This is a genomic window from Synechococcus sp. R5-15 (assembly GCF_047462035.1).
Lineage (GTDB): Bacteria > Cyanobacteriota > Cyanobacteriia > Thermostichales > Thermostichaceae > Thermostichus.
This window is the reverse complement of the sequence record NZ_JANSIK010000135.1, coordinates 1-23,372: the sequence shown is the minus strand read 5'-3', so window position 1 is coordinate 23,372 and position 23,372 is coordinate 1. Positions and strand designations below refer to the sequence as shown.

At 58.8% G+C, this 23,372-nt stretch carries 22 protein-coding genes; 8 read left to right on the top strand and 14 right to left on the bottom strand.

Annotation, left to right across the window (positions count from 1 at the left end; all coding sequences use genetic code 11):
- Positions 1-100: 100 nt before the first annotated feature.
- The 3 genes from NW839_RS11415 to NW839_RS11405 all read right to left on the bottom strand — a co-directional run bounded on the left by NW839_RS11415 (position 101) and on the right by NW839_RS11405 (position 4,484).
- Positions 101-2,644 carry a UPF0182 family protein gene (locus tag NW839_RS11415; RefSeq protein ID WP_414352123.1) on the bottom strand — a complete coding sequence of 848 codons (2,544 nt, stop codon included), beginning with the start codon at positions 2,642-2,644 and terminating at the stop codon, positions 101-103.
- A gap of 4 nt (positions 2,645-2,648) precedes the next feature.
- On the bottom strand, positions 2,649-4,091 hold the full coding sequence (locus NW839_RS11410; RefSeq protein ID WP_414352122.1) for a TIGR03279 family radical SAM protein: 1,443 nt from the start codon (positions 4,089-4,091) through the stop codon (positions 2,649-2,651).
- 108 nt (positions 4,092-4,199) lie between these two features.
- The gene (locus NW839_RS11405) at positions 4,200-4,484 is read right to left on the bottom strand and encodes a DUF2103 domain-containing protein (RefSeq protein ID WP_011432039.1); all 285 of its coding nucleotides are present in this window, start codon (positions 4,482-4,484) and stop codon (positions 4,200-4,202) included.
- Positions 4,485-4,561: 77 nt separating this feature from the next.
- Between NW839_RS11405 and NW839_RS11400 the strand changes: the two genes are divergently transcribed.
- The 6 genes from NW839_RS11400 (at position 4,562) to NW839_RS11375 (ending at position 9,919) form a co-directional block, all read left to right on the top strand.
- A complete protein-coding gene (locus NW839_RS11400; protein WP_414352121.1) occupies positions 4,562-5,263 on the top strand; it encodes a molybdenum cofactor guanylyltransferase in 702 nt (233 codons plus the stop codon).
- A gap of 33 nt (positions 5,264-5,296) precedes the next feature.
- Entirely contained in the window at positions 5,297-7,438 is a 2,142-nt protein-coding gene (locus NW839_RS11395) for an FAD-dependent oxidoreductase (protein WP_414380662.1), read from the top strand.
- 322 nt (positions 7,439-7,760) lie between these two features.
- Positions 7,761-8,099, top strand: coding sequence for a hypothetical protein (locus tag NW839_RS11390; protein ID WP_011432042.1), 339 nt, complete (start codon positions 7,761-7,763; stop codon positions 8,097-8,099).
- Between the two features lie 84 nt (positions 8,100-8,183).
- A complete protein-coding gene (locus tag NW839_RS11385; protein WP_011432043.1) occupies positions 8,184-8,525 on the top strand; it encodes a histidine triad nucleotide-binding protein in 342 nt (113 codons plus the stop codon).
- 85 nt (positions 8,526-8,610) lie between these two features.
- A complete protein-coding gene (locus tag NW839_RS11380) occupies positions 8,611-9,261 on the top strand; it encodes a precorrin-8X methylmutase (protein ID WP_414352119.1) in 651 nt (216 codons plus the stop codon).
- Between the two features lie 238 nt (positions 9,262-9,499).
- Complete coding sequence (locus NW839_RS11375) at positions 9,500-9,919, top strand: hypothetical protein (RefSeq protein ID WP_414352118.1); 420 nt, start codon at positions 9,500-9,502, stop codon at positions 9,917-9,919.
- A 107-nt stretch (positions 9,920-10,026) separates the two neighbouring features.
- Here NW839_RS11375 and NW839_RS11370 read toward each other — a convergent pair whose 3' ends face one another.
- On the bottom strand, positions 10,027-11,790 hold the full coding sequence (locus tag NW839_RS11370; protein ID WP_414352117.1) for a diflavin flavoprotein: 1,764 nt from the start codon (positions 11,788-11,790) through the stop codon (positions 10,027-10,029).
- A 115-nt stretch (positions 11,791-11,905) separates the two neighbouring features.
- Positions 11,906-13,672 (bottom strand): GTPase HflX, encoded by a 1,767-nt coding sequence (gene hflX, locus NW839_RS11365; protein WP_414352116.1) that lies wholly within the window; start codon positions 13,670-13,672, stop codon positions 11,906-11,908.
- 195 nt (positions 13,673-13,867) lie between these two features.
- Between hflX and NW839_RS11360 the strand changes: the two genes are divergently transcribed.
- Positions 13,868-14,002: a hypothetical protein gene (locus NW839_RS11360; protein ID WP_414342083.1), complete on the top strand. Its 135-nt coding sequence runs from the start codon at positions 13,868-13,870 to the stop codon at positions 14,000-14,002.
- Between the two features lie 126 nt (positions 14,003-14,128).
- Here the strand turns inward: NW839_RS11360 and NW839_RS11355 are convergent, their stop codons facing one another.
- From NW839_RS11355 to NW839_RS11325, 7 genes are all read right to left on the bottom strand, one after another.
- The gene (locus NW839_RS11355; protein ID WP_414352115.1) at positions 14,129-14,560 is read right to left on the bottom strand and encodes a DUF488 family protein; all 432 of its coding nucleotides are present in this window, start codon (positions 14,558-14,560) and stop codon (positions 14,129-14,131) included.
- The gene (locus NW839_RS11350) at positions 14,557-15,174 is read right to left on the bottom strand and encodes a DUF488 family protein (protein WP_414352114.1); all 618 of its coding nucleotides are present in this window, start codon (positions 15,172-15,174) and stop codon (positions 14,557-14,559) included. The genes NW839_RS11355 and NW839_RS11350 overlap by 4 nt, the downstream gene beginning before the upstream one ends.
- Positions 15,171-15,854, bottom strand: coding sequence for a dual OB domain-containing protein (locus NW839_RS11345; protein WP_414352113.1), 684 nt, complete (start codon positions 15,852-15,854; stop codon positions 15,171-15,173). Before NW839_RS11345 ends, NW839_RS11350 begins: the two co-directional genes overlap by 4 nt.
- Before the next feature lie 66 nt (positions 15,855-15,920).
- Positions 15,921-16,877, bottom strand: coding sequence for an ABC transporter permease (locus tag NW839_RS11340; protein WP_414352112.1), 957 nt, complete (start codon positions 16,875-16,877; stop codon positions 15,921-15,923).
- A gap of 6 nt (positions 16,878-16,883) precedes the next feature.
- On the bottom strand, positions 16,884-17,933 hold the full coding sequence (locus NW839_RS11335; protein WP_414352111.1) for an ABC transporter permease: 1,050 nt from the start codon (positions 17,931-17,933) through the stop codon (positions 16,884-16,886).
- Positions 17,923-19,485 carry an ABC transporter ATP-binding protein gene (locus NW839_RS11330; protein ID WP_414380660.1) on the bottom strand — a complete coding sequence of 521 codons (1,563 nt, stop codon included), beginning with the start codon at positions 19,483-19,485 and terminating at the stop codon, positions 17,923-17,925. The genes NW839_RS11335 and NW839_RS11330 overlap by 11 nt, the downstream gene beginning before the upstream one ends.
- Positions 19,457-20,485, bottom strand: coding sequence for a BMP family protein (locus NW839_RS11325; RefSeq protein ID WP_011430426.1), 1,029 nt, complete (start codon positions 20,483-20,485; stop codon positions 19,457-19,459). The genes NW839_RS11330 and NW839_RS11325 overlap by 29 nt, the downstream gene beginning before the upstream one ends.
- Before the next feature lie 401 nt (positions 20,486-20,886).
- Here NW839_RS11325 and NW839_RS11320 point away from each other — a divergent pair, with 401 nt between their 5' ends.
- Entirely contained in the window at positions 20,887-22,257 is a 1,371-nt protein-coding gene (locus NW839_RS11320; protein ID WP_414352109.1) for an amidohydrolase family protein, read from the top strand.
- Here NW839_RS11320 and NW839_RS11315 read toward each other — a convergent pair.
- Entirely contained in the window at positions 22,165-22,623 is a 459-nt protein-coding gene (locus NW839_RS11315) for an FxLYD domain-containing protein (RefSeq protein WP_414332474.1), read from the bottom strand. The two genes, NW839_RS11320 and NW839_RS11315, sit on opposite strands and share 93 nt — an antisense overlap.
- Before the next feature lie 31 nt (positions 22,624-22,654).
- Positions 22,655-23,317: a 5-formyltetrahydrofolate cyclo-ligase gene (locus NW839_RS11310; RefSeq protein ID WP_414352108.1), complete on the bottom strand. Its 663-nt coding sequence runs from the start codon at positions 23,315-23,317 to the stop codon at positions 22,655-22,657.
- Positions 23,318-23,372 lie beyond the last annotated feature (55 nt).

Genomic DNA, 23,372 nt, shown 5'->3' with positions numbered 1-23,372 from the left:
AACTTCCCTAAGGAAGCGCGAAGATTGACAACCTAAACTTAAAACATCCGTTAAGTTTCGTCAACTACCTGCCTCAAAAATGAGGAGGGGATCCCTTTCTCTATCGGCTGCCCCTCGGCAGAAAGAGGGCTTCTAAGGCCTGGCCGAGAGTCGGTTCCATCACCACCCGGTCTTCGTAGGCAGCGATCACCCGGGTGAGCTGAGGCAAGCGGCCCTGTTCTGCTTCGATGTAGAGGGGCTGAACATAGAGCAAAGAAGTCTCGATAGGAATGACCAGCAGCGTGCCCAGGTTCACCCGCGACCCATGCTGGTTCCAGAGGGAAATTTGCTCGGAGATTAAGGGATCCTGATTGACCCGTGCTTCCACCTGTTCCGGGCCATAGATGAGGCGTTGCTTGGAAAATTCGTAGACCAGCAGCTTGCCGTAGTTTTCCCCGTCGCAGCGGGCCGCTATCCAAGCCACCATGTTCTGCTTGTTAACAGGGGCATAGGGGGAGAGGAGGACGAACTCAGGAGTGTGGTTTGCAACCCCTTGGGGATCCCTCGGCAAGGTGAGAATGAGATACTGCGGCTGCATGGGAATGCGCCGTCGATTGCGGAACTGGCCGGGGATCTGCCATTGATCCTCGCGGTTGTAGAAGAGGCGGGGATCCGTCATGTGGTAGGTGGCAAACTGCTGCGCTTGCAGGCGGAAGAGGTCTTGGGGATAGCGGATGTGTTGCCGCAGCGGCTCCGGCATTGCCTCCAGAGGCTTGAAGAGGGTGGGGTAGATGCGGGCGTAGGCTTGGATGAGGGGATCCCGAGGGTCGGCAATGTACCAATCGATGCTGCCGTTGTAGGCGTCCATCACCGCCTTGACCGAGTTGCGGATGTAGTTGAAGGGAAAGCCGGGCAGGTGCTCCGAGTAGGGGTAGCGGCTGCTGGTGGTATAGGCATCGAAAAACCAGTAGAGCTTGCCGCCTTGAATGACCAGGTAGGGATCCCGGTCGTAGAGCAAAAAGGGCATCACCCGACGGATGCGCTCGCGGATTTGGCGGCGATAGAGAAAGCGGGTGGCAGAAGACAGCTCGCGGCTGAGAAGGATGCGCAGATCGCCAAAATGCCAGGCGTAGAGAAACCGCTGCCAGAGGTGGGGAATGGGCACGCCACCGCTGCCCCGGTAGCTGCTGTACACATAGCGCTCTGCTGCAGGGTAGTCCAATTCCCGCGCCTCAGCGCCCACGAAAACATCGGTGGTGGTCAGCTCGCCATAGTAGAGGGCCGGCTGCTCCACCCGCAAGACGGAGGCCACCTCAGGGTAGCGAGGAGAAACCCGCGGCGGGATATCCGATAGGAAAAAATCCGGCAGGCCCTCAGGGGTCACCACATTCACCGGGCTGAGGGTGAGGCCATAGCCGTGGGTGTAAAAAAACCGCCGGTTAACCCAGGTTTGGGCGGCGGGGGGCACCTGGGCAAAGTCCAGCTCGCGGGCGGCATGCATAACTTGGCGCAATTCTCCCCCAATGCGGTAGCGATCCACATTCACATAGGGAAATTGGTAGTAGGGGCGGATTTCTTGCAGTTGGCGGTAGGTGGCCAATAGGGGATCCGCATCCCAGAGGCGCACGTTGCTTAGGGTGGATTGATTCTGCTGCAGGATCTCCCAGGTCAGGGATCCCCCTTCCGGGAAGGGTTGGACTTCGACATCGGCCAGGCCAAAGCCAGCACGGGTAAAACGGATGTTGTCCTCGATGTAGGGGCGCTCCAGCTCCAGCTCGTTGGGGGTGACCAAGAAGGTCTGCACCAGTTGGGGATAAAGTTGGGTGGTTAGCAGCCCAAACCCCAGGTAGGCCCCCCAGAGGATGGCCGGCGCCAGGAGAGAGCTGGCCCAGGAAGGGCACCAGGACTTGAGGAAAGGAAGGTTGAGGCGGATCCCCTGGCGGGCCAAAACCCAGAACCCCACTGCCGTCAAGCCCGCCACCCCGCTCATCAAGGTCGTGGCCGGCAAGGTTGCATGCACATCGGCAAAACCGGCCCCAAACACAACGCCGCGGGTGGAATAGAGCAGCTCGTAGCGCTCCAGCCAATGGCCCCAGGCGCGAATGAGAAACAGGGATCCCCCCAAGATCAGCAGGTGCCGCTGGGCATAGAGAGAGAGGGCCAAGGTCAGCCGTTGCTCGGAAAGCCCCAGCTCCACCAAGTAGATGAGGACAACGGCAATCAAGGTGAGCAGCACCAGGTTGAAGCACCACTGCTGCAGCGTCTCCCAGAAAGGCAGGCTGAAGAGAAAAAAACTGAGATCGCGGTTGAAAATGGGATCCGACTCCCCGACGGGCCCCTGGTTCAGCCAGAGCAACAGCGTGAACCAGTGATTGGAAAGAGACCAAGCAAAGAAAACACTCAAACCTGTGGCAATCGCCCAGGCCCCAGCCAAGGTTGCCCCCCGCCAGCAGGAGCAGATGTTGGATCCCGTCACCGCCAGGGCAAAGAGGAAAGCGCCCAGGCCCAGCCCCCAGCGGGCAATCACCCGCGTCCACAGCACCGGCAGAGCATGCAGCTCGGCAAACCAAGCCAGATCTACATAGAAAGAGGCCAAAGCCGTGATGGCCAGGATCCCCAGCCCCACCCAAAGCAGCAGAAGCAATCCTCGCCGCAACCTCTGCATCGCCTCAGGATCCTCGGCTCAAAGCTGTTCTTGGTCGCGTCAGCGGTGCAGTTTCCCTTCGCCCGAGCGTTGCGGAACAACACAGGGTGCCGTAGGCATAGCCCTGTTCTAGCTGTTGCACCGCCTGCACCAAGCCTGCCGGCCCGCCGTCCACCCGCACCACCGGGATCCCCACCTGGGCCTGCACCTCTTGCCAGGTCAGATCGTCCAAAAAGCGCTCCCCATCCTTAAGGGCAATCTGAGGTAGCAGCAGCCCATCGTAGGCCGCCAAGTTTTCAACCGATTTCAAGGCATTCAAGACATCTTGGCCCGTCAGCAGCCCGGTTACCGTCAGGGTTTGTCCCCAAAATTGGCTGGCAATAGGCAAAAGATCCAACTGCAGCCCGCGGATGCGGTTCATCTGCTCCACCACAGGCTGGAAGGCTTGCTCTACGGCATTGCCCACCACCCACAGAACCTTGAGGGGAGAAGGGAGCTCAGGCGGCAGTTTGAGCTGCTCGAACTGGCTGAGGAAAAGCCGCAGGGATCCCACGCCATTCCCCAGTTGGGGGTAATCTTCATAGTGCTCTTCCGGGGGCAGTTCCCACCCCGCCAGCAGATACCACTCATCGGCCAGCCAGGCAAAGGTGGATCCCAATGTTTGCCGAAACCCGACCTGCAAAGTTTCCACCTGCTGGATCACTTCTCGGGCCTTGGCCGCATCGACAGGAACCAGCTCATCACCAGGGGGGCGAAAGCGCGTCAACCCCACCGGCACCACTGCTGCCGAGAGGACGGTGGGGATCCCGTCTACGGGCCGGCGAAAGGCGGCCAAATCGAGGAGTGTGCGGGTGAGGTGATCCCCATCGTTCCAGCCTGGGCAGACCACCACCTGTGCGTGCAGTTGCAAGCGATGCTGGCGAAACCAGGCCAACTGCTCCAAAATCAGGCCAGCCCGCGGGTTTTTGAGCAAGCGGCTGCGCAGCTCCGGGTCGGTAGCATGCACTGACACGTAGAGGGGAGAAAGGCGCAGGCGAGCGATGCGCTCCCATTCGGCAGCAGGCAAGTTGGTGAGGGTGAGGTAGCTGCCGTAGAAAAAGCTGAGGCGGTAGTCGTCGTCCTTGAGGTGCAGCGTTGCCCGCATTTCCGGAGGTTGTTGGTCGATGAAGCAAAAGGGGCAAGCGTTGGCGCACTGGATCAGGCCATCGAACAGGGCTGTCTCAAACTCTAGCCCCAGATCCTCGTCGATTCCCTTCTCCAGCTCAACTGTGCGCGGGATCCCTTGGCTATTCAAGATCTCCAGGCTTACACACTCCTCAGCGATCAGGAAGCGGTAGTCGATGAGATCGCGGGGGCGTTCGCCGTTGATGCTGACCAGGGCCTCTCCAGGTTGGATGCCCACTTCTGCTGCCAGGGATCCGGGTAAAACAGCGCTGATACGGGCGGGCTTGAGACTAGCACGAGACATAGCTAACTCATCCTCAACTGATGTGCCATTTGCCCCAGCAGGACGAAGTTCTGGGTCGGGACAGCGTTGCGGAGCAATAACGAGGCTCGGTTGACTACAAACAGTTGACTACAAACAGCGGAGAATAGCCGCCTCTAGCTCGGTTTGGCTGAGATCCGTTACCACAAACACCTCTTGCACGCTGCTTCCCTTGCGGGCCACCAGCTTGTACCCGCCCCGGATCGGCACCGAAACCCGCAACTGCAACTGGGGGATCCGCCCACGGCTGCAGGACAGAGCACCCGGCGTCACGGTTTTAATGCCCGCCTGCCGGGTCAGGCGTTCCAAAACAGGGATCAACCCTGAGATGTGGGTGGAGTGGTTCCAAACCAGACGACCAGAGGGCTCAGACATAGCGGCTAGAGTGAGGAGAGGATGGGATCCCTATCCTATTCCTCCACAAATACCTGCTGCTCGTTGTGGAAAACTGGATGTCCAAAATGCCTGAAGATTCCCCGCCTGCGGTCGTGGCTCTGATCTTGGCCGGGGGCAACAGCCGCCGCATGGGATCCGACAAAGCCTTGGTGCTTTGGGATGGGATCCCCCTGCTGCGACGGGTGGCTCAGGTGGCAGCAGCCTGCGCCGACGCGGTTTACATCCTCACCCCCTGGCCGGAGCGCTATGCGCCGGTGGTGGATCCCGGTTGGCACCTCTGGCGGGAAAACGTTCCCCCCCTGGTCGGGCAAGACCCACGTGGTCGGGACAGCATTGCGGAGCAACACCGAGGCCCGCTGCTGGCCTTTCAAGAGGGGATCCGGCGGCTACAAACCTTGGCTGCTCCCCCGGAGTGGATCCTGCTGCTGGCCTGCGATCTGCCCTGCTTGCAGGAGCAGGTTCTTGGGGATTGGCGACAGCGCCTTGCCACCCTGCCCCCTCAGACGGTGGCCGCCCTGCCCAAAAGTCAGCGGGGCTGGGAGCCCCTGTGTGGCTTCTATCGCCTGGCGCAGCTAGGTTCTCTGGAGAGTTTCTTGCAGGCAGGAGGAAGATCCTTTCAGGGCTGGTTGTCCCAGGTGCCAACAGCCATCCTGCCCCTGACTGTTCCCGACAGCGGGACGGAGTCCCTTGAGAGGATGCTCACCAATTGCAACACCCCTGCAGATCTGCAGCTGGGGGAACAACTGGGTAGAGGGTGATCCCCGGGATCGGCAAAGGGGAGGGATCCCCTCATGTCACAATGGGTAAAGATTTGCTCGGTTTCTTATCTCGGCGCCGTGCTTACTTCCCTTTACTACCGCGAGATCCCTTGCCCCGATAGTGCTCAAGTGCTGCGCTGGCTACAGGAGTGTATCCCCCTGCCCCAAGGCAGCCAGAAGGTTCTTACCCCCACGGGCCTGCGCCTACAGGGATCCGGCGCTGAGCTGGCCCTTTTCTTGTGGTCGGGGCTGAACACTACCTATCTCAAGGTGTTCCAGTGGTCGGAACAGCCCTTCCCCCGCCAAGCTCGCTGGCTGGGAGAGCTGGAACAGGCCATTCAAAGCCAATTTCCCCACCGCTACCCGCAGTTGCCCCAGATCGACCTGAACCGGGGATCCATCTTCGATCAGCTTGAGCCTTTCTACCCGCAAACGGTGAAGTATTTTCGGCGGATCCCCAATGGAGAATTTGACCTGCAGCGGGTGTACTGGTGGGAAAAGCGCTGGCGGGAAGAAGTGCAACATTGCCACGCAGCCCACCGCCCTGCTCAGCCGGTCTTGTTTCGCCAGCCTGGCCCTGAGCCGGCCCCGGTGGAGTGGGATCTGGCCATCGTGGGAGGAGCGCTGGGAGCCATCTATGGAGCGGCCATGGCTCGCTTGGGCTACCGCGTGGCCTTGGTGGAGCGACTCCCTTTTGGCCGCATGAACCGCGAGTGGAACATCTCCCGGCGGGAGCTGCAAACCCTGGTGGATTTGGGCCTTTTGAGCGCCGAGCAGATGGAGAGCTTGATCCTGCGGGAATACACGGATGGGTTCAACAAGTTTTTTGACGGCAATAGCCCGGTTCGCGCTCCCGTTTTGCACACGCCGACGGTACTCAATCTGGCCATTGACGCGGAAAAGCTATTGCAGCTCTGTGGCCAAATTCTCACTTCCTGCGGGGGAGCTATCTACGAGCGCACCGAGTTTCAGCGGGCCTATGTTGGCGAACAAGGCGTCACGCTGGTTTTGAAGGATTTGCCCACCGGCGAGGAGTTTCGGCTGGGATCCCGCCTTGTGGTGGATGCTATGGGAACAGTCTCTCCCATTGCCCAGCAGCTTTACCGCCATCGGGCTTTTGATAGCGTCTGCCCCACGGTGGGGGCTACCATTGCGGGGGGGTTTGAGCCAGGGGTATGGGATCCCCAGTTTGGGGACATTCTGGCCAGCCACGGGGACATCAGCCGCGGTCGGCAACTTATTTGGGAGCTGTTCCCCGGCCCAGGCGAAGATCTTACCTTTTATCTGTTCCACTACCACCAGGTGCATCCGGAAAACCCCGGATCCCTGCTGGAACTGTACGAAGATTTTTTCACCATTCTGCCGGAATACCGCCGCTGCGACCCGGAGCGCTTGCAGTGGAAAAAAGCGACCTTCGGCTATATCCCCGGACGATTTGGCCAGCCCCGGCACCCTGTTCGCGGCGGCGGGGCGGAGTCCTCGGAACCCTTTGACCGGGTGCTGCTCATTGGGGATGCGGCGGCTATGCAATCGCCCCTTAGCTTTACCGGCTTTGGATCCCTGGTGCGCAATTGCCCCCGCCTGTGCGATCTGCTGGATACGGCGCTGCGCCACGACCTGCTCAGGGCGGCGGACTTAGCCCAGATCCGGGCCTACCAGGGCAACTCGGCCGTCACCTGGCTCTTCTCGCGGGGGATGATGGTGCCCACCGGCAAGGTGCTGCCCCCCGAGCGCATCAATGCCACTCTCAACAGCTTTTTCGGCATTCTCGCCACCGAGCCGCCGGAGGTGGTGGACGATTTCATCAAAGACCGGGCCGGCTGGCTGGCGTTTAACCGCATGGCCATCAAAGCTGCCCTGCAAAACCCACGGCTGCTGCTGTGGATCTGGGAGGCCGTAGGGGCCAAAGGCTTTGCCCAGTGGCTGCCCACCTACCTCAGCTATACCGGCCTGGCCTTGACCTCTGCTTTGTTCAGGGGCTGGCTTCCAAATCTGCTGCGTCGCCTGCAGCCCTGGCTGGAAGCGCGTTACCCCCGCCTGTGGCTGCGCTGCCTGCAGTGGAGCTACACCCTCACGTATGGGGTAGGGCAGCCGCGCATTCAGTTTCAACTCCCCCCCACTCAAGAAAAGACCCAAAACACAATACCAACTTGGATAGGATCCCTGCAGCAGTGACATACTCCCGCACTCACGCTGATACACAGAGGGCGGGGCTCCCCGGCGGTCTAGCTAAATGCACCGGACACCAAGGCAATAGCGCTGTCGCCGTGATCCCTCAATAAGGTCTCTATCTGCCGCTCGCGTCAGCAGGGCAGCGTTTTTTCCGGCTTGGCAGCTTGCCCAAGTTGGGTATAATCAATGCCTAATCAGAGATCGACGGCAGTTGGGAAGGGATCCCAACCTTGATTTGGTTTTGAGACTGCTAGCCCCCTTTTTAGAATCTTTCGCAAAAAACTCTGTAGGACTGAGCCCAGTCGCGTCAGCGTTGCGGAGCAACATGGTTTACACCTTCGAGATCATCGGCATCGCCCCTGCTCTACAGTTCTTTCATCAGCAACAGAAGCTGGCCCAGCGGCCCTGTGGGGTGGAATACCTGGGTACCAGCTCCTGCACCCTCGATGCGTTGCTGGGATCCGTGGAGGAAGTGCCGGCCCGGCGCGGCTGGGACTTGGATCAGTTGGTCGACGCTGTTATCCGCTTTTGGTGCAGCAACCCCGATTTGGTCAGTATGTGGCGCTCTCGTTTTCGCGATGCCGGGCGAGATGCGCTGTTGGTCTCGCGAGTGGGGCATATTCAATCACTGCGGCAGGAATTTGAATGGCTGCTGAAGCAGTAGGTGCCGAGCGCCACTCTCGCCACCTGGGTGGGAGAATGTGCGGTTAGCAGGTAGGCTAAGGGCAGAACTAATTTGTGAGCACCCATGAGCGACACAGTTTTCGGCAAGATTATTCGCAGGGAGATCCCTGCACAAATCGTTTACGAAGACGATAGAGCCCTGGCCTTCAAAGATATTGCCCCCCAAGCCCCTGTCCACATTTTGGTGGTGCCCAAAGAGCCCATCCCCGGCATTTCCCAGGCCAAGCCCGAACATGAGGCATTGCTGGGACATCTCCTGCTGACCGCTCAGCGGGTGGCTGCCGAGGCAGGTTTAAATAAAGGCTACCGATTGGTGATCAACGAAGGAGAAGACGGCGGGCAAACCGTCTTTCATCTCCACATTCACGTTCTGGGCGGTCGGGGGATGGGCTGGCCCCCAGGTTGAGCGATGGTTTTTCCCACCCATTGGAGCCTCTGCAGGTACAATCCTGTCATTACTGAGGATAAACGGCGGGCGGGGTCTGGGATCGATGGAGTGGCATGTAACCGATGCAGAGAGTTTGATGATCATCGACCAGGAGGTGGGCAAGCACGAGCTTTCTCCTGCTGAGTATGAGGTGGTTCGTCGGGTTATTTATGCTACTGCTGACTTCGAGTACTTGCACCTCATCCGTTTTGGCAACGAAGCCTTACAGGCCGGAGCGGCGGCTCTGGCAGCGCGTACCACCATTGTGGTCGATGAGCCGATGGTACAGGTGGGCATTGCCTGGGCTGTTCAGAACACCTTTTCCAACCCCATCTATTGCAGCAGCGAAGCCATTACCCGCCCCCAAAGGGACAAGACCCGCTCCGCTTGGGGCTTGGAAACCCTGGCCCAACGCTACCCTGAGGCGATCTTTGTGATTGGCCAATCCCAGACTGCCCTCTCCACCTTGGTGCAGCTGATTAGAAAGAAGGAGGTGGCCCCTGCTCTGGTCATCGCCACGCCGGCTGGGTTTGTGAACGTGGTGCAAGCCAAGCAGGAGCTAGCCGATTCCATGGTGCCCCACATCCGCACTGAGGGACGCAAAGGAGGCCCGGCAGTGGCTGCAGCGGTGTTGGATGGCCTGCTGGACTTGGCTTGGCACGCCTATGTACGGGTCAGCAGCGCAGACTATCCTGGCAAATCCGCGGTTTCATGACATGCTCCTTGCTCTACTGGCTGGCTAAGCCAAGGCAAACTGCGCAGCGGTAGAGCAGGGCTTTAGACTCCATTTCTAGAGTAGGTCTGCTGATCTGATCGAGATCACTCAACTGGGGGGATCCCGAGCACCCGGCCTTCAAGTCGGCATCGGCAAGATGGGAGCTGTGCTCTCAGTCCTGCCTCTTCAGAAAATGGCCTGAGAGACGACTGGGTTGGGCCTATGGAGGGATCTTCCCATGCGGTGTGCCATCTTCTTTTGCTGGCTTGCCTGGGTTTTTGCGCCGGGGGCTTGGGCACAAGCTGAGCCATGCCCGGTGGTCGTCCTTTCGCCCTCTTCACTGCAGTTGTCAGAGGTGTCAGCACCTGCCTCTGCCCTCTCGACAACCCAGATGGACAAGGCAGGGATCCAAGTCAGCCCCTACCAGCGCTGGCGACAGAGGTATGCCCCCTCGGATCCCCTCTCTTCGGGTTTGGGCAGCGTCCCTTATCGGCCAGCCCAGCAGGGATCCCAAAGGATTCAACAGGGAACAGAGGGGCTCCCCGCGAGGCCTGCGACCCGCCAAGGGGAACAGCTGGAGCAGATCGGGATCCGCCTGGGAGAAGACAGCCCCTTCTTCCTACATCCCAGTGGGTTGGTCTATCGGCAGTCCTATTGAAGTTTTTGTGAGTCTGTTCGCTACAGGGATCCCAGCTTCCCCAGGGAGAAGGGCTGGGAGTGAGAAATTATCTCTCACTTCTCTCTTCTCACTGCTCACTATCAGTATTAGTAATGATTCCCCACCTTGCGGTGGTGGATGGCAGTAAGGCCCTCTGGGCTGGAGACCCGACCGGCTTCCAAGGTGCTGTACACCACCCAGTGATCGCTGGTTTCCAGGCGGCTCACCACGCGGCACTCCAGGTAGGCCAAAGCATCGGCCAAGATGGGGGATCCGTTGGCAGCAGGGTAGGTCTTGATCCCGGCAAAGCGGTCGGCTCCCGGTGGAAATCGCTTCAGGAAGTGGCGCATCAAGGGTTGGTAATGGCCTTCTTGCAGCACATTTAACACGAAGGTATCTCCCACCTGCAGGAAGGATTCGATGGCCCGATCCTTGGCCACCGCAATGCTGATCCCCGGCGGATCGGTGCTGGCTTGGGCTACCCAGGAGGCGAGCATAGCGCTGGTGGCTTGCCCTTTGCGGGCAGTGATGATGTAGAGGCCATTGCTAATGCGGCCCAGGGCGCGATCCAGGTCGGCATCCAAGGCTTTCATCTGCTGAATGCTGCGATCCCGGGTCAGCCACTGCCCCAGGTCGGTACCTGCTTCTTCGGCCAGTTGCAGCAGGGCCTCGCCAGCAGGCTGCTTGAGCAGAATGGGGGCAAACACCTCTTTGGCGCCGATTTCTTGCAGTGTGTTGCGGCAGAGGTACACCGACTCATCATCTTCGCCGCCCGACTCAAACAGACCAAAGCCTTGCTTGCTGTGGGCAGAGGCCAAAAGGGTTTTCAGCAGCACTTGAGTGGTGGCGGCCTCAGGCCCTGATTGGGGCGGCATGCCTATCACCACACCGGCGGCCAAGCTCATCAGCTCCCGCACCTCGTGGGCATCCACCAGCCGCAAATCTGCCAGCTCCACCTGGATGCCGGTTTTTTGGATCCCACGGGCAATGGCTTGAGCCAAGGTTTCCGCCTGGCCATAGCCGGACAGGTAGAACACTGCCACCAGGCGCTCGGCTTTGGCCTGCTCGAGGCTCCAGGTGCGATATTGCCCCACCCAGTCGGACAGGTGATGGCGCAGTAGGGGGCCGTGGCCGGTAGCAATGGCAGCGATGGGAGGCAAGGCTTCCATGCGCTTCAGGGCGGACAACACCGAGCGGGCGTTGGGCCCCATGAGGCAGTCGTAGTAGAGCTTGAAGTCGGCCTGCAACAGGTGGGGATGTTCGTCCCAGGCGAAATCGTCGCAGTAGTGCATCCCAAACACGTCGCAGGTGTAAAGGATCTGGGTGCCGTGGTCGTAGGTGAGGATGGTGTCGGGCCAGTGCAAGTTGGGGGCAGAGATAAATTCCAGGACATGCCCCTTGCCCAGATCCAAGCGATCTCCCTGTTTCACCACCAGCCGCTGGAAGGGCCGATGCACCAGATCTTGATGCACCAGATCTTCCAGAAATTGCATGGCCACCTTGGAGGCCACCACCGTCATCTGGGGCGCCAGCTCCAGCAGATCCCCAACCAGGCCGCTGTGATCTGGCTCGGTGTGGCTGACCACCAGGTAGTCGATCTGGGCAGGATCTAGGATCCCTTGCAGGCAATCCAGGTACAACTGGCGAAACTTCTCGTGGGAGGTGTCGATGAGGGCCACCTTCTCGCCGCGAATCAAGAAGGAGTTGTAGGTGGTGCCATTTTCCAGAGCAAATTCGATGTCAAATCGATCCCGATCCCAATCTTGGGAGCGAATGGCAAGGGTGTCGGCCCCGATAGGCAGAGTTTGCAGCGTCAGGTGGGATGGGGCCAAGCGAGGTGCGACTTGAGGTACAACTGCAGTAGAGGCCATGTTCTCTCCCTAACTTTAAGTCGGGTAACAATCTCGATCTCAATGTAACCGAATGTTTATGTTGACAGGGGGTATAAATGCAATTTGCAAGTTGCGAAATCCTTATGGAATGCTTTTAGGGATCTCTGGGTTCCTGACTATCGAAGGGGTTGGGGCTTAGAACTGCAGCAAATTGGGCCAGGGTGTGGCGCAACTGATCCAGGTTTTGGCCGGTGGCGGCGGAAACAAACAGGGCCTTCGGGTAGAGCAGGCGCACATCCTCTACCCATTCGGGATCCAGGCGGTCGATTTTGTTGAACACCAGCTGGCGGGGACCAGTGGCCAAGGGCAGCTTGTCCAGCAAGGTTTCCACCGCCTCGATCTGTCCTTCCCAGTTGGGGTGAGACAGATCCACCACATGCAGCAGGGCATCGGCTTCCGTCACCTCTTCCAGGGTGGCTTGAAAGGCATCCACCAGTTGGTCTGGTAATTCGGTTAGGAATCCCACCGTGTCGGTCAACAGCACCGCCTGCCGGTTGGGCAGATCCAGCCGCCGCGTGGTGGGATCCAAGGTGGCAAAGAGCTGGTCGGCGGCGTACACCTCAGCATGGGTGAGGGCGTTGAGAAGGCTGGACTTGCCGGCGTTGGTGTAGCCCACCAGGGCCACCACAGGAATTTGGGATGCCTCGCGCCGTTGGCGCAGCCGCTGGCGGTGGCGGCGCAGCTCTTCCACCTCTTGCCGCAGCTTGCTGATGCGCCGCTGGATGGCCCGCCGCTCCATTTCCAGTTGGGTTTCCCCCGGGCCACGGGTGCCGATGCCCCCACCTAGCCGAGACATGGTGCGCCCTCGACCGGCCAGGCGAGGCAGCAAATACTGCAGTTGCGCCAGCTCCACCTGCAATTTTCCGGCCCGGGTTCTGGCCCGCTGGGCAAAAATATCCAGGATCACCTCGCTGCGATCCACCACCCGCACCCCCACCGCCTCTTCCAATGTGCGCACCTGGCTGGGGGTGAGTTCCCGGTCGAACACCACCAAGTTAGCGCCCAGATCCTGGACCAGCAGAGCCAGCTCTTGCACCTTACCGGATCCGATTACCGTGGCCGAATTGGGGCCTTCGCGCCTCTGCCAGAGGGCTTGCAGCACCTGTCCGCCGGCACTCTCCACCAGGCGGCTCAGCTCCGCCAACCCATCCATGAGATCCTCGTAGCTCTGCCCGGACTCCTGCAGCCCCACCAGGATGGCCCGATCCTGATCCAGATCCACCTGGCGGGCGGTCAACTGGCGCCGAAACCCATCCTCCAGCTCCGCCACCAGCTCCTGCAGATCCTGTTCTGCCAGGATCCCCAAAGGCAAAGGCTCAGAAACCTGCCAACGGCGCTCTCCCTCCGGCAGCAGATGGGCCAGATAGGCCCGGTGAACAAAGCCCGTAGCCGCTCCTCCCCGGCGTCGGTGCCCTCCTGACTTGGACACGGAAAGGGTGATGAGGGCATCCAAACGCTGCAAAGCCATGGCCGTCAGCGCTTTTTGACCGGGGCCCCCCTCCCCCATTTGGGTGGTGATGCAGCGGATCCCCGATAGGCGCTCGGCCCCCTGGCGGGGCAATTCCCAAGCGGGAATCTGGGTTTCAAAAGGGGATCCCACCCCTACGCGGATCACCTGGCCGCGCCGGTTGAGGTAAACGCTGATGGGCCGGCCTTCCAACTCTTGGGTCAGGGATCCCAGCCGTTGGGCAAACTCCACCGTCACCAGGCGGTTGGGGGGTAGGCGCAGTTGGTAAAGCCGTTGCAGTTGCTTTTGTTGGTGGGGCTTTAACCCTTTGGCCTGTTCGGGAAAGCGTCGTGGAGCGATAGCAGAGCTGAAGCGGGGGTCGGTCTGATGGCGAGAGGTGCTAGCCCTGGGCATGGGGACGGGGAAAGACCCAAAAACAAGCTTTCATCTACCATACACGCTAGCTGCCCGCAGGAACTTGGGATCCAAAAGCAACGGCGGCAAACACTGGCCCAGTGTTGCGGGGGCAACAGTACGGCGATGTCATCAGCAACGGGTGCAACATTCAAACCAAGGTCATTCCCGAACAAAAGTAGGCGGAATACTTCCATGACCCAACCGAGGTACGCATGGGGCAGCCAAACCCAGACGATCACAGGCTTCCTGCTCGCCCATCATCTGCTCAAGGTCAACCCCAAAGATGTCAATGTGTTGGATCTGCCCAAGCGGGGATCCCTGTATTGAGCTTGCTGTCGGTGAGAGAGTTTCCAAATCAGTTGGGCATCCCTTTCGCTCCGTGTTGCCAGAACCCTGCTGCAACTTGGAATAGCTGCATAAATCGGAAAAAGCCGTAGTGCCAGCTCTTGGTTTTTATAGATGCACGATTTCAACATCACCCCATTTTCTGCGCAAATATTCAGCAACCAGCCTACGATGACAGTGCTCAGGTGTAGCTTCACTACAAAGCAGACATCCTCCATCGAGAATACTTTTATCCACTTGATCTTCAATGCGACGCTCGGCCATCAGCGACAAAAACTGTCTCTCGTAGTTAGACCAGTCACCACTAGCTTTATAAGCATCAAGAATTTCTTGGGTCGGTGCCAATTCTGGCAAATGAATGTATCCAAGCTTACAGATCTCGTGAAGGAAGAACTCTAGGTCATTCTTTTTCGTGAATCCTGCCAGTTGTGAGGTATTGTTAAGTCGAGCATCAACAACTCGAACTAGACCAGGCTGTTTTAAACGATTAAAGAACTGTTCTGCGCTTTTCTTCGCGAACCCTATTGTAAATATCTTCATGGCCTCGCGCTCCGCTCATCACTTTTTGACATTTTCTCATCTCGATAGGCGACACGCCTGCCTTGAATGAGATAGGCTTCGGCTATAAACTCTTCCCGACTTCTAAACAAGTCCCCCTCTGGAAGTTTGCAAAGGGCAAGAAGACGAGATTCTAGAGCCTCATGAGTCTCCAAAGAGCCATTGGCCAAGATGTGGTTGACCGGAATCCCACTTTGAAAAAGTTTACGCGCCACCAGCAACGATCTATGACATTCAATAGGGTCTTTCTCAGCACACATCAGTGCGATCCGATACCGACTAGAACCTTGGATCAGACGGTCGATCCCTTCGAGGAAGGCTGGCTCATTTGCCAGTCGTTCATACTGAATCCTACCCTGATCATAGCAGCTCGGATTTTCGCTACGTCCTCCCAATTCTTTGCCCAGAAAGACGTAAGCAATACCTGCTGCCGCTAAAGCACTTTTCAACTTTTCTTGTGAATATTGAGGGACGTAAAGGCTATATGGACGTGAGCGAACGTCGCCAATACCGGTGATGTTGTACTGGCGCAGTAAGTCTATGAAAAAATCAATCTCGTGGTTTGAGTGACCAATCGTGTAGATCTCTGATTTCATATGGGTCGACCTGAGTAGAGAACAGCCGCTATCAGCTTGTAGTAATAGCCCAAGTAGGGATCGCTAAGGCTAACACACAGCACCGGATCGGGGATGTCATATTGACCGTCTTCGCCCATTAGGAAATCCCGTTCAATCACAGGATCGGTAACATCCATGCAGTATTTTACTCCCTTGTATACAAACTCGCCGCGTACTCTACGCTTAGAATTCGGGTATCCTGGTGCTTTGTAACCAACCAACAGACGCAAATGCTCGACCGGTACAAGGTAAAGAGAAACTCCGCTTTCTCGCCCGACACTTAACCGGTTGTTCCACCCAGCATAGCTGCTCTCGCCAGTGCCCCAGAGATTCTCAGGGTTGTCTAGCCAACTGTTGATATCCTCCCAAGGCAGGTGGCCAACTTTTTTCCAGCGGTGCTTTGGATTGATAACGTGGTTCTCCCTCTGGTGAGGTAGTGGCTGAGGTGTATCACAAGAGACACAGAGAATATCAAGAAGTTCTGGGTCGCCACCGCTCTCGTAGTACCTCTCATGTTCAGAGACCTCATGTGACGGGCGGCTGCTGACAGGACGCACCCATTCTCCTGGCTCTCCGTTCTGCCATTCCTTGCCGGCAATACAGCGACCGGCCATTTTTCTGGAGTTGGCGAAACAGACAATCGTCTTGACGTAAGACATACAGGCTTCTGGGGCAAGGGCAAAGGCTCAATGGGAGTAATTTTCGGCTTCTTGAAAGTCCAGTAGTCAAATCCGTTCTTCAGGGCGAAAGGGGATCAAAAGGGCGCGGGGCGCTTTGGCATGGCGAGAGACCAAAATCAACGCCACAATACTGAGCAGATAGGGCAACATTAAGAAAAACTGATAGGGGATCCGGCTACCCCAAAGCTGCTGAAGGCGCAATTGCAAAGCATCAAACCCGGCAAACAGCAACGCTCCTCCTAAGGCTCGCCAGGGATCCCAAGCGGCAAAAACCACCAGAGCAATGCAAATCCACCCCCGCCCATTGACGATATTGAAGAAAAACGCATCGAACGCAGAGAGGGTTAAAAAAGCACCGGCCACGGCCATAAGAGCGCTGCCCACCATCACCGCTCCGGTACGAACGGCATAGACCGGGATCCCCTGGGAAGCGGCAGCCTGGGGATTTTCTCCAACCATGCGCACGGCGAGGCCCAGAGGAGTTCGGTAGAGGATGTAGGCCATGAGGGGCACCAGGAGAAGGCTGAGGTAGGTGAGGGGCGGCTGGGTAAACAGGGTTTCTCCCAGAAAGGGCAGGCTGGAGAGACCCGGGATCGGCCAAGGGCTGAAGGGGATGATTTTGGGAGGAGAGGTGACCTGGGGCAGGGCCATGCGATAGACAAAATAGGCGGCATTAATGGTCAAGAGGGTGATGCCGATGCCGGTGACGTGCTGGGAAACCCCAAGGCGGACGGTCAACAGGCTGTGAATCAAGCCCACACCTGCACCGAGGACGGCAGCAAAGGCTACGCCCCACCACAATCCGGATCCCTGATAGACCACCAGCCAACCGGTCATGGCCCCCAGGGTCATGATCCCTTCGATGCCCAGATTGAGAACGCCGGCCCGCTCACAGAGGACTTCGCCCAAAGTGCCCAAGAGTAAGGGAGTGGCAATGCGCAGGGTGGCCACCCAGAAGCTGGTGGTGCTGATTAAGCTGATTAGACTCAGGAGTGCAGACACGGGTGCTCAGTCCCAGCGCAGACGATAACGGGCCAATCCCATGCAGACCAACATCCACAGCAGGGCAGCAGCAACAATGACATCGGCAAGATAGGTGGGAACGCCCAAGCTACGCCCCATGGTATCGGCTCCCACATAAACCCCGGCAATGAAAACTGCGGCCCCCACCACTCCCAAGGGATGCAGTTGGGCCAACAGGGCAACAACAATGCCGGTGTAGCCAAAGCCCGGGGATAAATCCAAGGTGAGATAGCCCTTGAGCCCGAGAAGTTCACAAGCTCCCGCCAAGCCTGCCAGCCCACCTCCCAACAATGAGGTATATAAAATAACTCTCCGGACTGGGATGCCGAGGAACCTGGCCGCTTCTGGGTTGGCGCCTACGGCTCGCATTTCTAAGCCCCAAACGGTGAACTGCTCCAGCCCCCACACCCCCAGGGCAGCGAGCAGGGCAATGATCAAACCGGCGTGGAGACGACTGCGGGGGATCAGCCGCGGCAGTAGGGCAGCATCCACAAGGGCACGACCTTGGGGCCAACCCAGAGCCAGAGGATCTTTGAGGGGGCCTTCCAGGAGATAGCTGATCCCGAGAAGAATGACAAAATTGAGCAGCAGGGTGGTCACCACTTCGTCCACCTGGAACTGAGTCTTGAGCCAGGCCGGGATCCACAGCAACAGCCCTCCGGCAATCCAGCCCGCCAGCAGCAGCACCAGCACCAACCACGGGCGCGGCAGCGAAAGCCCAGCGGTGCCCAAGAGGCTGGCAGCCAGAGCCCCACCATAAAACTGGCCTTCCGCACCGATGTTCCACAACTTGGCCCGAAAACACACCGCCACCGCCAATCCCGTCAGGATCAGGGGAATGGCCCGCGTCAAAGTTTCGCTCAGGGCAAAGGGGGATCCCACCGCTCCCCGCAGCAAAGCTCCATAGGCTGCCAAAACCGGGGATCCCGTCCACAGGATCAGCAGGCTACAGGAGAGGAAAGCCAGGACAATGGCTGCCATCGGCGCGCTCAGGATCAGCCAAAGGGGCACCGTGGAACGGGGTTCAACACGCATCAGCCACCTCCTGCCCGGCCATGCGCAACCCCAAGGCGGTCACCGTTGTGGTTTGGGTTGGGATTGCTGGGGAAAGCCGACCGCGATAGAGCACCGCCACTCGATCCGCTAAACTCAGCAATTCATCCAGGTCTTCGGAAATGAGCAGGATCCCGGCTCCAGCCCGGGCTGCTGCCAGCAGTTGGGCATGCACGTAAGCCACAGCCCCCAGATCCAGTCCCCGCGTTGGCTGGTGAGCCACAATTACCTGGGGATCCCGACACAGCTCCCGCGAGAGGATCACTTTTTGCATATTTCCGCCGGACAGCAGTTGCACTGGCATCTGGAGCGCCCGCCAGGGATCCCCCCTCTGGAGCCCCCGCACGTCGTAGGTCTGTAGCCAGGTGTGAGCCTGCTGATAGATTTGCCGGTGACGCAGGATCCCCCACCGCGAGAATTCGGGATCCCGATAGCGCTCGATGACCCAGTTTTCCCATAGGCTAAGGGAACCAATCAGCCCAGTTTTGTGGCGGTCTTCTGGGATCCGGGCCATGCCTTGCCGCACCATCTCAGCAGGAGAGATCAGCCGCAGGACTCGGCCATGCAGATGGAGATGACCTTGGTGGGGCCGGATCACCCCACAGACCAGATCTGCCAGAACGGCCTGCCCATTGCCCGCCACCCCGGCAATACCCACGATTTCGTGACGCCGCACCGTCAAAGAAACCTGCTCCAGATGCTGCTGCCCCACCCGACAGGAGACCTGCTGCAACTCTAAGACCGTCTCCCCCGGAGACAAAGGGGCTTTGACCACCGCCGCCAACCGCTGCCCCACCATCGCTTCCGCCAGAGCTGTGGGATGGATCTCAGCCGTCTTGCCCGTCATCACCACCCGCCCTGAGCGCAGCACCATCACCCGGTCACTGATGCGCATCACCTCCTGGAGCTTGTGGGAAATCAGCAGGATCCCCAGCCCGCGACCGGCCATCTGCCGTAGGGTGTGAAAAAACGGCTCAATTTCCGGTGGGGTCAACACCGCCGTAGGCTCATCCAAAATCAGGATCCGCGCCCCTCGATACAGCACCTTGAGGATCTCCACCCGCTGCCGCTCCCCTAAGGTCAGGGATCCCACCAGGGCCTCGGGATCCACGGCCAACCCCAATTCCTCGGCCAGCTTTTGGATGCGCCGCCGTCCCTCTCGCCGCCGAGACCACAGGTGCCACAGGGGCTGAGTGCCCAGAAGAATGTTGTCCAGCACCGACAGATTATCGGCCAAGACCACATGCTGATGCACCATGCCTATCCCTGCCGCCAGGGCAGCCGCCGGGGATCCCAGCTTGAGGGGCCGACCAAACACCCACACCTGACCCTGATCGGGAACATAGTGCCCAAACAGGATGTTCATCAGTGTCGTTTTGCCCGCCCCATTTTCCCCCAAGATGGCCAGAATCTCCCCGGCCCGCAGCTCAAGATCAATCTGGTCGTTGGCCAGCAGAGCACCAAAGCGCTTAGTAATGCCCACCACCTTCAAGGCCAAAGGCGCTTCAGAGGGTGGACTTGGGTTCGCTATCATCGATGGCTACAACAAAAGACCCTGCCAGAATCTCTGCCTGCCGCTGCATCACCTTAGCTTTCAGTTCAGCCGGAACCTTGTCGGCAAAGGTTCCCCAGTCGGAGAGGCTGGATCCCCCATATTTCATCATGCTGTAGATCCCGTAGTCCTCTGCCTTAAATTCTCCGGCCTTCACCGCGGCAATGGCTCTGTCGATGGTGGGTTCCATGTGCCACAGGGCGCTGACCACCACTGTTTCTGGATAATCAGGCTGGGTATCGATCACATTGCCGATGGCCAAAACGCCCCTCTCTTTGGCGGCATCAGATACCCCAAACCGCTCTGCATAGAGGATATCTGCGCCGGCATCAATTTGGGCAAAAGCCGCCTCTTTGGCTTTGGGGGGATCAAACCAACTGCCGATAAAGGTGACCAAAAACTTCACCTCCGGCTGCAGTTCCCTCGCCCCTGCCATAAAAGCATTCATGAGGCGGTTCACCTCTGGAATGGGATAGCCCCCCACCATGCCGATAATTTTGGAGCGCGTCAGCCCCCCGGCCACCATTCCCGTCAGATAGGAAGGCTCGTGGATGTAGTTGTCAAACACGGCAAAATTGCTCAGGGCAGGATCCGGCTTGAGGCTGGATCCCATCAAAAAGCTGACCTTAGGATAGTCTTTGGCTACTTCCCGCGCTTCCCGCTCCACCCCGAAGACCTCACCCACCAGCAGTTGGACGCCGCTCTCGGCATACTGACGCAGCACCCGTGGGTAGTCGGTGTTGGAAACTGACTCTGACCAGGTGTAGTCAATATCCCCCCGCTCCTGGGCGGTCATCAAGGCTTTATGGATCCGGCTCACCCACTGCTGCTCAATGGGAACCGTATAAACCCCGGCCACCTTCAGCTTGGTTCCTTGAGCCACCGCGGCATCGCGAACCAACCAGCGGCTCCCCATCAGGCCAGCCACAAAAGCCCCAGAACGCAGGCAGAAGTCCCGCCGGGAGAGTTCTAAACGTGCCATAGTCGCTTCTGTTGAGGTTAGTTCGAGATCGGGTTACTGACCGGTTTATCGTAAAGGGGGGATCCCTGAAAATATGTGTCCTGAAATACAATTTTTTGAGAAGGAGCTTGTTTGTAATGGACAACGAAGTTTCGCTGACGGTTGGAATGGATGTAAGGGCCAAGTCCTCTCAAATCAGCTCTCGATAGATTATCCCTCTGACTACTTGGTTGATATCTTGCACAACCGGATGCTGTTGGGGACTACAGCCCTCTTTTATAAAGTGAGCAATAACCCAATCAACTGGTTTCCTAAATTCGGGCTTTGAGGTAATTTAAGACATCTTTATCTGATTTGGCCTATCATTCAGTCAACTGTAGTTGCTTCTTTCCATCCTAAGTTCAAACAAATAGCCACAACATATGGATCTCATTTTGCGCCGGGCCAATTTGCCGGATGGCCGCAAGGGAATCGATATCGGTATCCAGGGGGATCGCATTGTGGCTCTGGAAAGCAACTTGCAAGCCACTGCCCCCCAAGAAATTGATGTCAGCAACCGCTTGGTGTCGCCCCCCTTCGTGGATGCCCACTTTCACATGGATGCCACCCTCACCTATGGGATCCCGCGCGTCAACCAGTCGGGCACCTTGCTAGAAGGGATCGCCCTCTGGGGGGAGTTGAAGCCGCTGTTGACCCCCGAGGCGGTGATGGAGAGGGCCTTGACCTATTGCGACTGGGCAGTGGCGCGTGGGATCCTGGCCATCCGCACCCATGTGGATGTGTGCGATCCCAACCTGTTGGCGGTGCGGGCGCTGCTGGAAGTCAAGCAAAAAGTGGCTCCCTACTTGGATTTGCAACTGGTGGCCTTTCCTCAGGATGGCTACTATCGCTCGCCAGGGGCGGTGCAGCTTCTGGAGAAGGCTCTGGATTTGGGGGTGGAGGTGGTGGGCGGGATCCCCCACTTCGAGCGGACGATGGCCGAGGGAGCAGCTTCGGTGCGGGCCCTGTGCGAGATTGCTGCGGCGCGCGGCCTGCGGGTGGATCTGCACTGCGACGAGACCGACGATCCGCTTTCGCGCCATGTGGAAACCTTGGCCTACGAAACGCTGCGGCTGGGCTTGCAGGGGCGGGTAGCCGGATCCCACCTAACCTCGATGCACTCGATGGACAACTACTACGTCAGCAAACTGATCCCCCTGATGGCCGAGGCGGAGCTGGGGGTGGTTGCCAACCCGCTGGTAAACCTAGTGCTGCAGGGGCGCCACGACACCTACCCCAAGCGGCGGGGGCTGACCCGGGTGCCCGAGCTGATGGACGCAGGCTTGACGGTAGCCTTTGGCCAGGATTGCGTGATGGATCCCTGGTACCCTTTGGGCAGCGGCAACATGCTGGAGGTGGCCCACATGGCCATCCACGCCGCCCAACTGACTGGCTATGAGCAGATGCGCCAGTGTTTTTTGGCGGTAACAGAAAACCCGGCCCGCATTCTGGGGTTGGAAGGCTACGGCCTGGAACCCGGCTGCTACGCCGATCTGGTGGTGCTCCAGGCCGCCGATGCCGTCGAAGCCATTCGCCTGAAACCAGCTTGCCTGTATGTCTTCCGCCGGGGCCGGCTGATCGCCCAAACCCCGCCTGTGGTTGCCCAGCTCCATTTGCCTGAGCGCCCCACCCAGGTGGAGTTCAGCCGCCAGCTTTGGACCTCATCGGCGCACGGTACCGCTGAAGCCGCTGGCCTTGAATTGCTCCAGGGTGAGGGGCAGGGGGCTGGTTATGGGCACCGAGATGCGAATTGAAAAAGGGCTCTCGCCGGGAGGAACTTCTGCAATGGCCCCCAGGCGGGTACGCTCCGGCAGAACCTCGTTGCCGTTGGCATCGTAAAGCCGACCGAAGACATCCGCGTTCAGCAGGGTATTTTTGGAGCGGTTGACCACTGTGCCTTCGACGAACAGGCACCTGGCCGGTATGGGGTTGCCGTTGCTGGTCACCAGGTTGGTGTATTCGGGGGTATCGGGACAGGGGGTGACGTGGAGATCCTTCAGTTGCAGGGGGATCGCCCCAAAGCCCATCAAGAGCACCGCCAATGCCACACAGCCAAAGCTCATGCAGACAAGACGCAGCTTTTGGGTTAGCCACTGCGCCGGCTTCCAAACTTGGCTCATCGTTTTTCCTCCAAGGCCCACCCTCTTTAGTCTAGGGGATCCCCGTCTCGTAGAACCTCTCCTCGGTTTGGATCCCATCCAGGCGCTGATCCCAAGGATCCTGAGGCAGGGGCTGCTCCAGCAAGCAGGCTTGGGGGAGGATGCCCCACTTGGGCACACTGGGATCCGGCAAAGCGGCCAAAAAGCGGTCGTAATAGCCGCCGCCATAGCCCAAACGCCTTCCCCAACGATCGCAGGCCAGGGCGGGCACCAGGATCAAATCCGCCTTGCCAGGGTCGATAACTGTGCTGCCGGGAGAAGGCTCCAGCAAGCCCCAGCAGTTGGGGACAAGCTCAGCCGGCTGGTAGCGGTGCCACTGCATTTGCCGCCGCGGCAGACAACGGGGGATCCCCCACTGCTTCTCCGGGAAAAGGACAAACAGGGATCCCAGATCTACCTCGGAGCCAAAAGCTACGTAAGCCAGGATGGTTTTGGCAGCCAAGAGCTGGGGGCAAGAAGCCAAATGAGCCACGATCTTCTGGCTGATAAGGGATCTGTCCAACCTCTGCCGTAGCTGGCGAAAGTGCTGGCGCAGGCGAGCTTTTTCTAGGGCAGGACCTGCTGCCAGAGAACTGGGCCGCCAAGAAGAAGACAGTTCCGGGGAAGGGAGTTCCTGCACAAGCCCAATGCCGCTTGGATATTCGGTCTGATACATTTACGCTGAACACTGCTGAACATCACTGTTCAACTATGCAGCGATAGCATTCTGT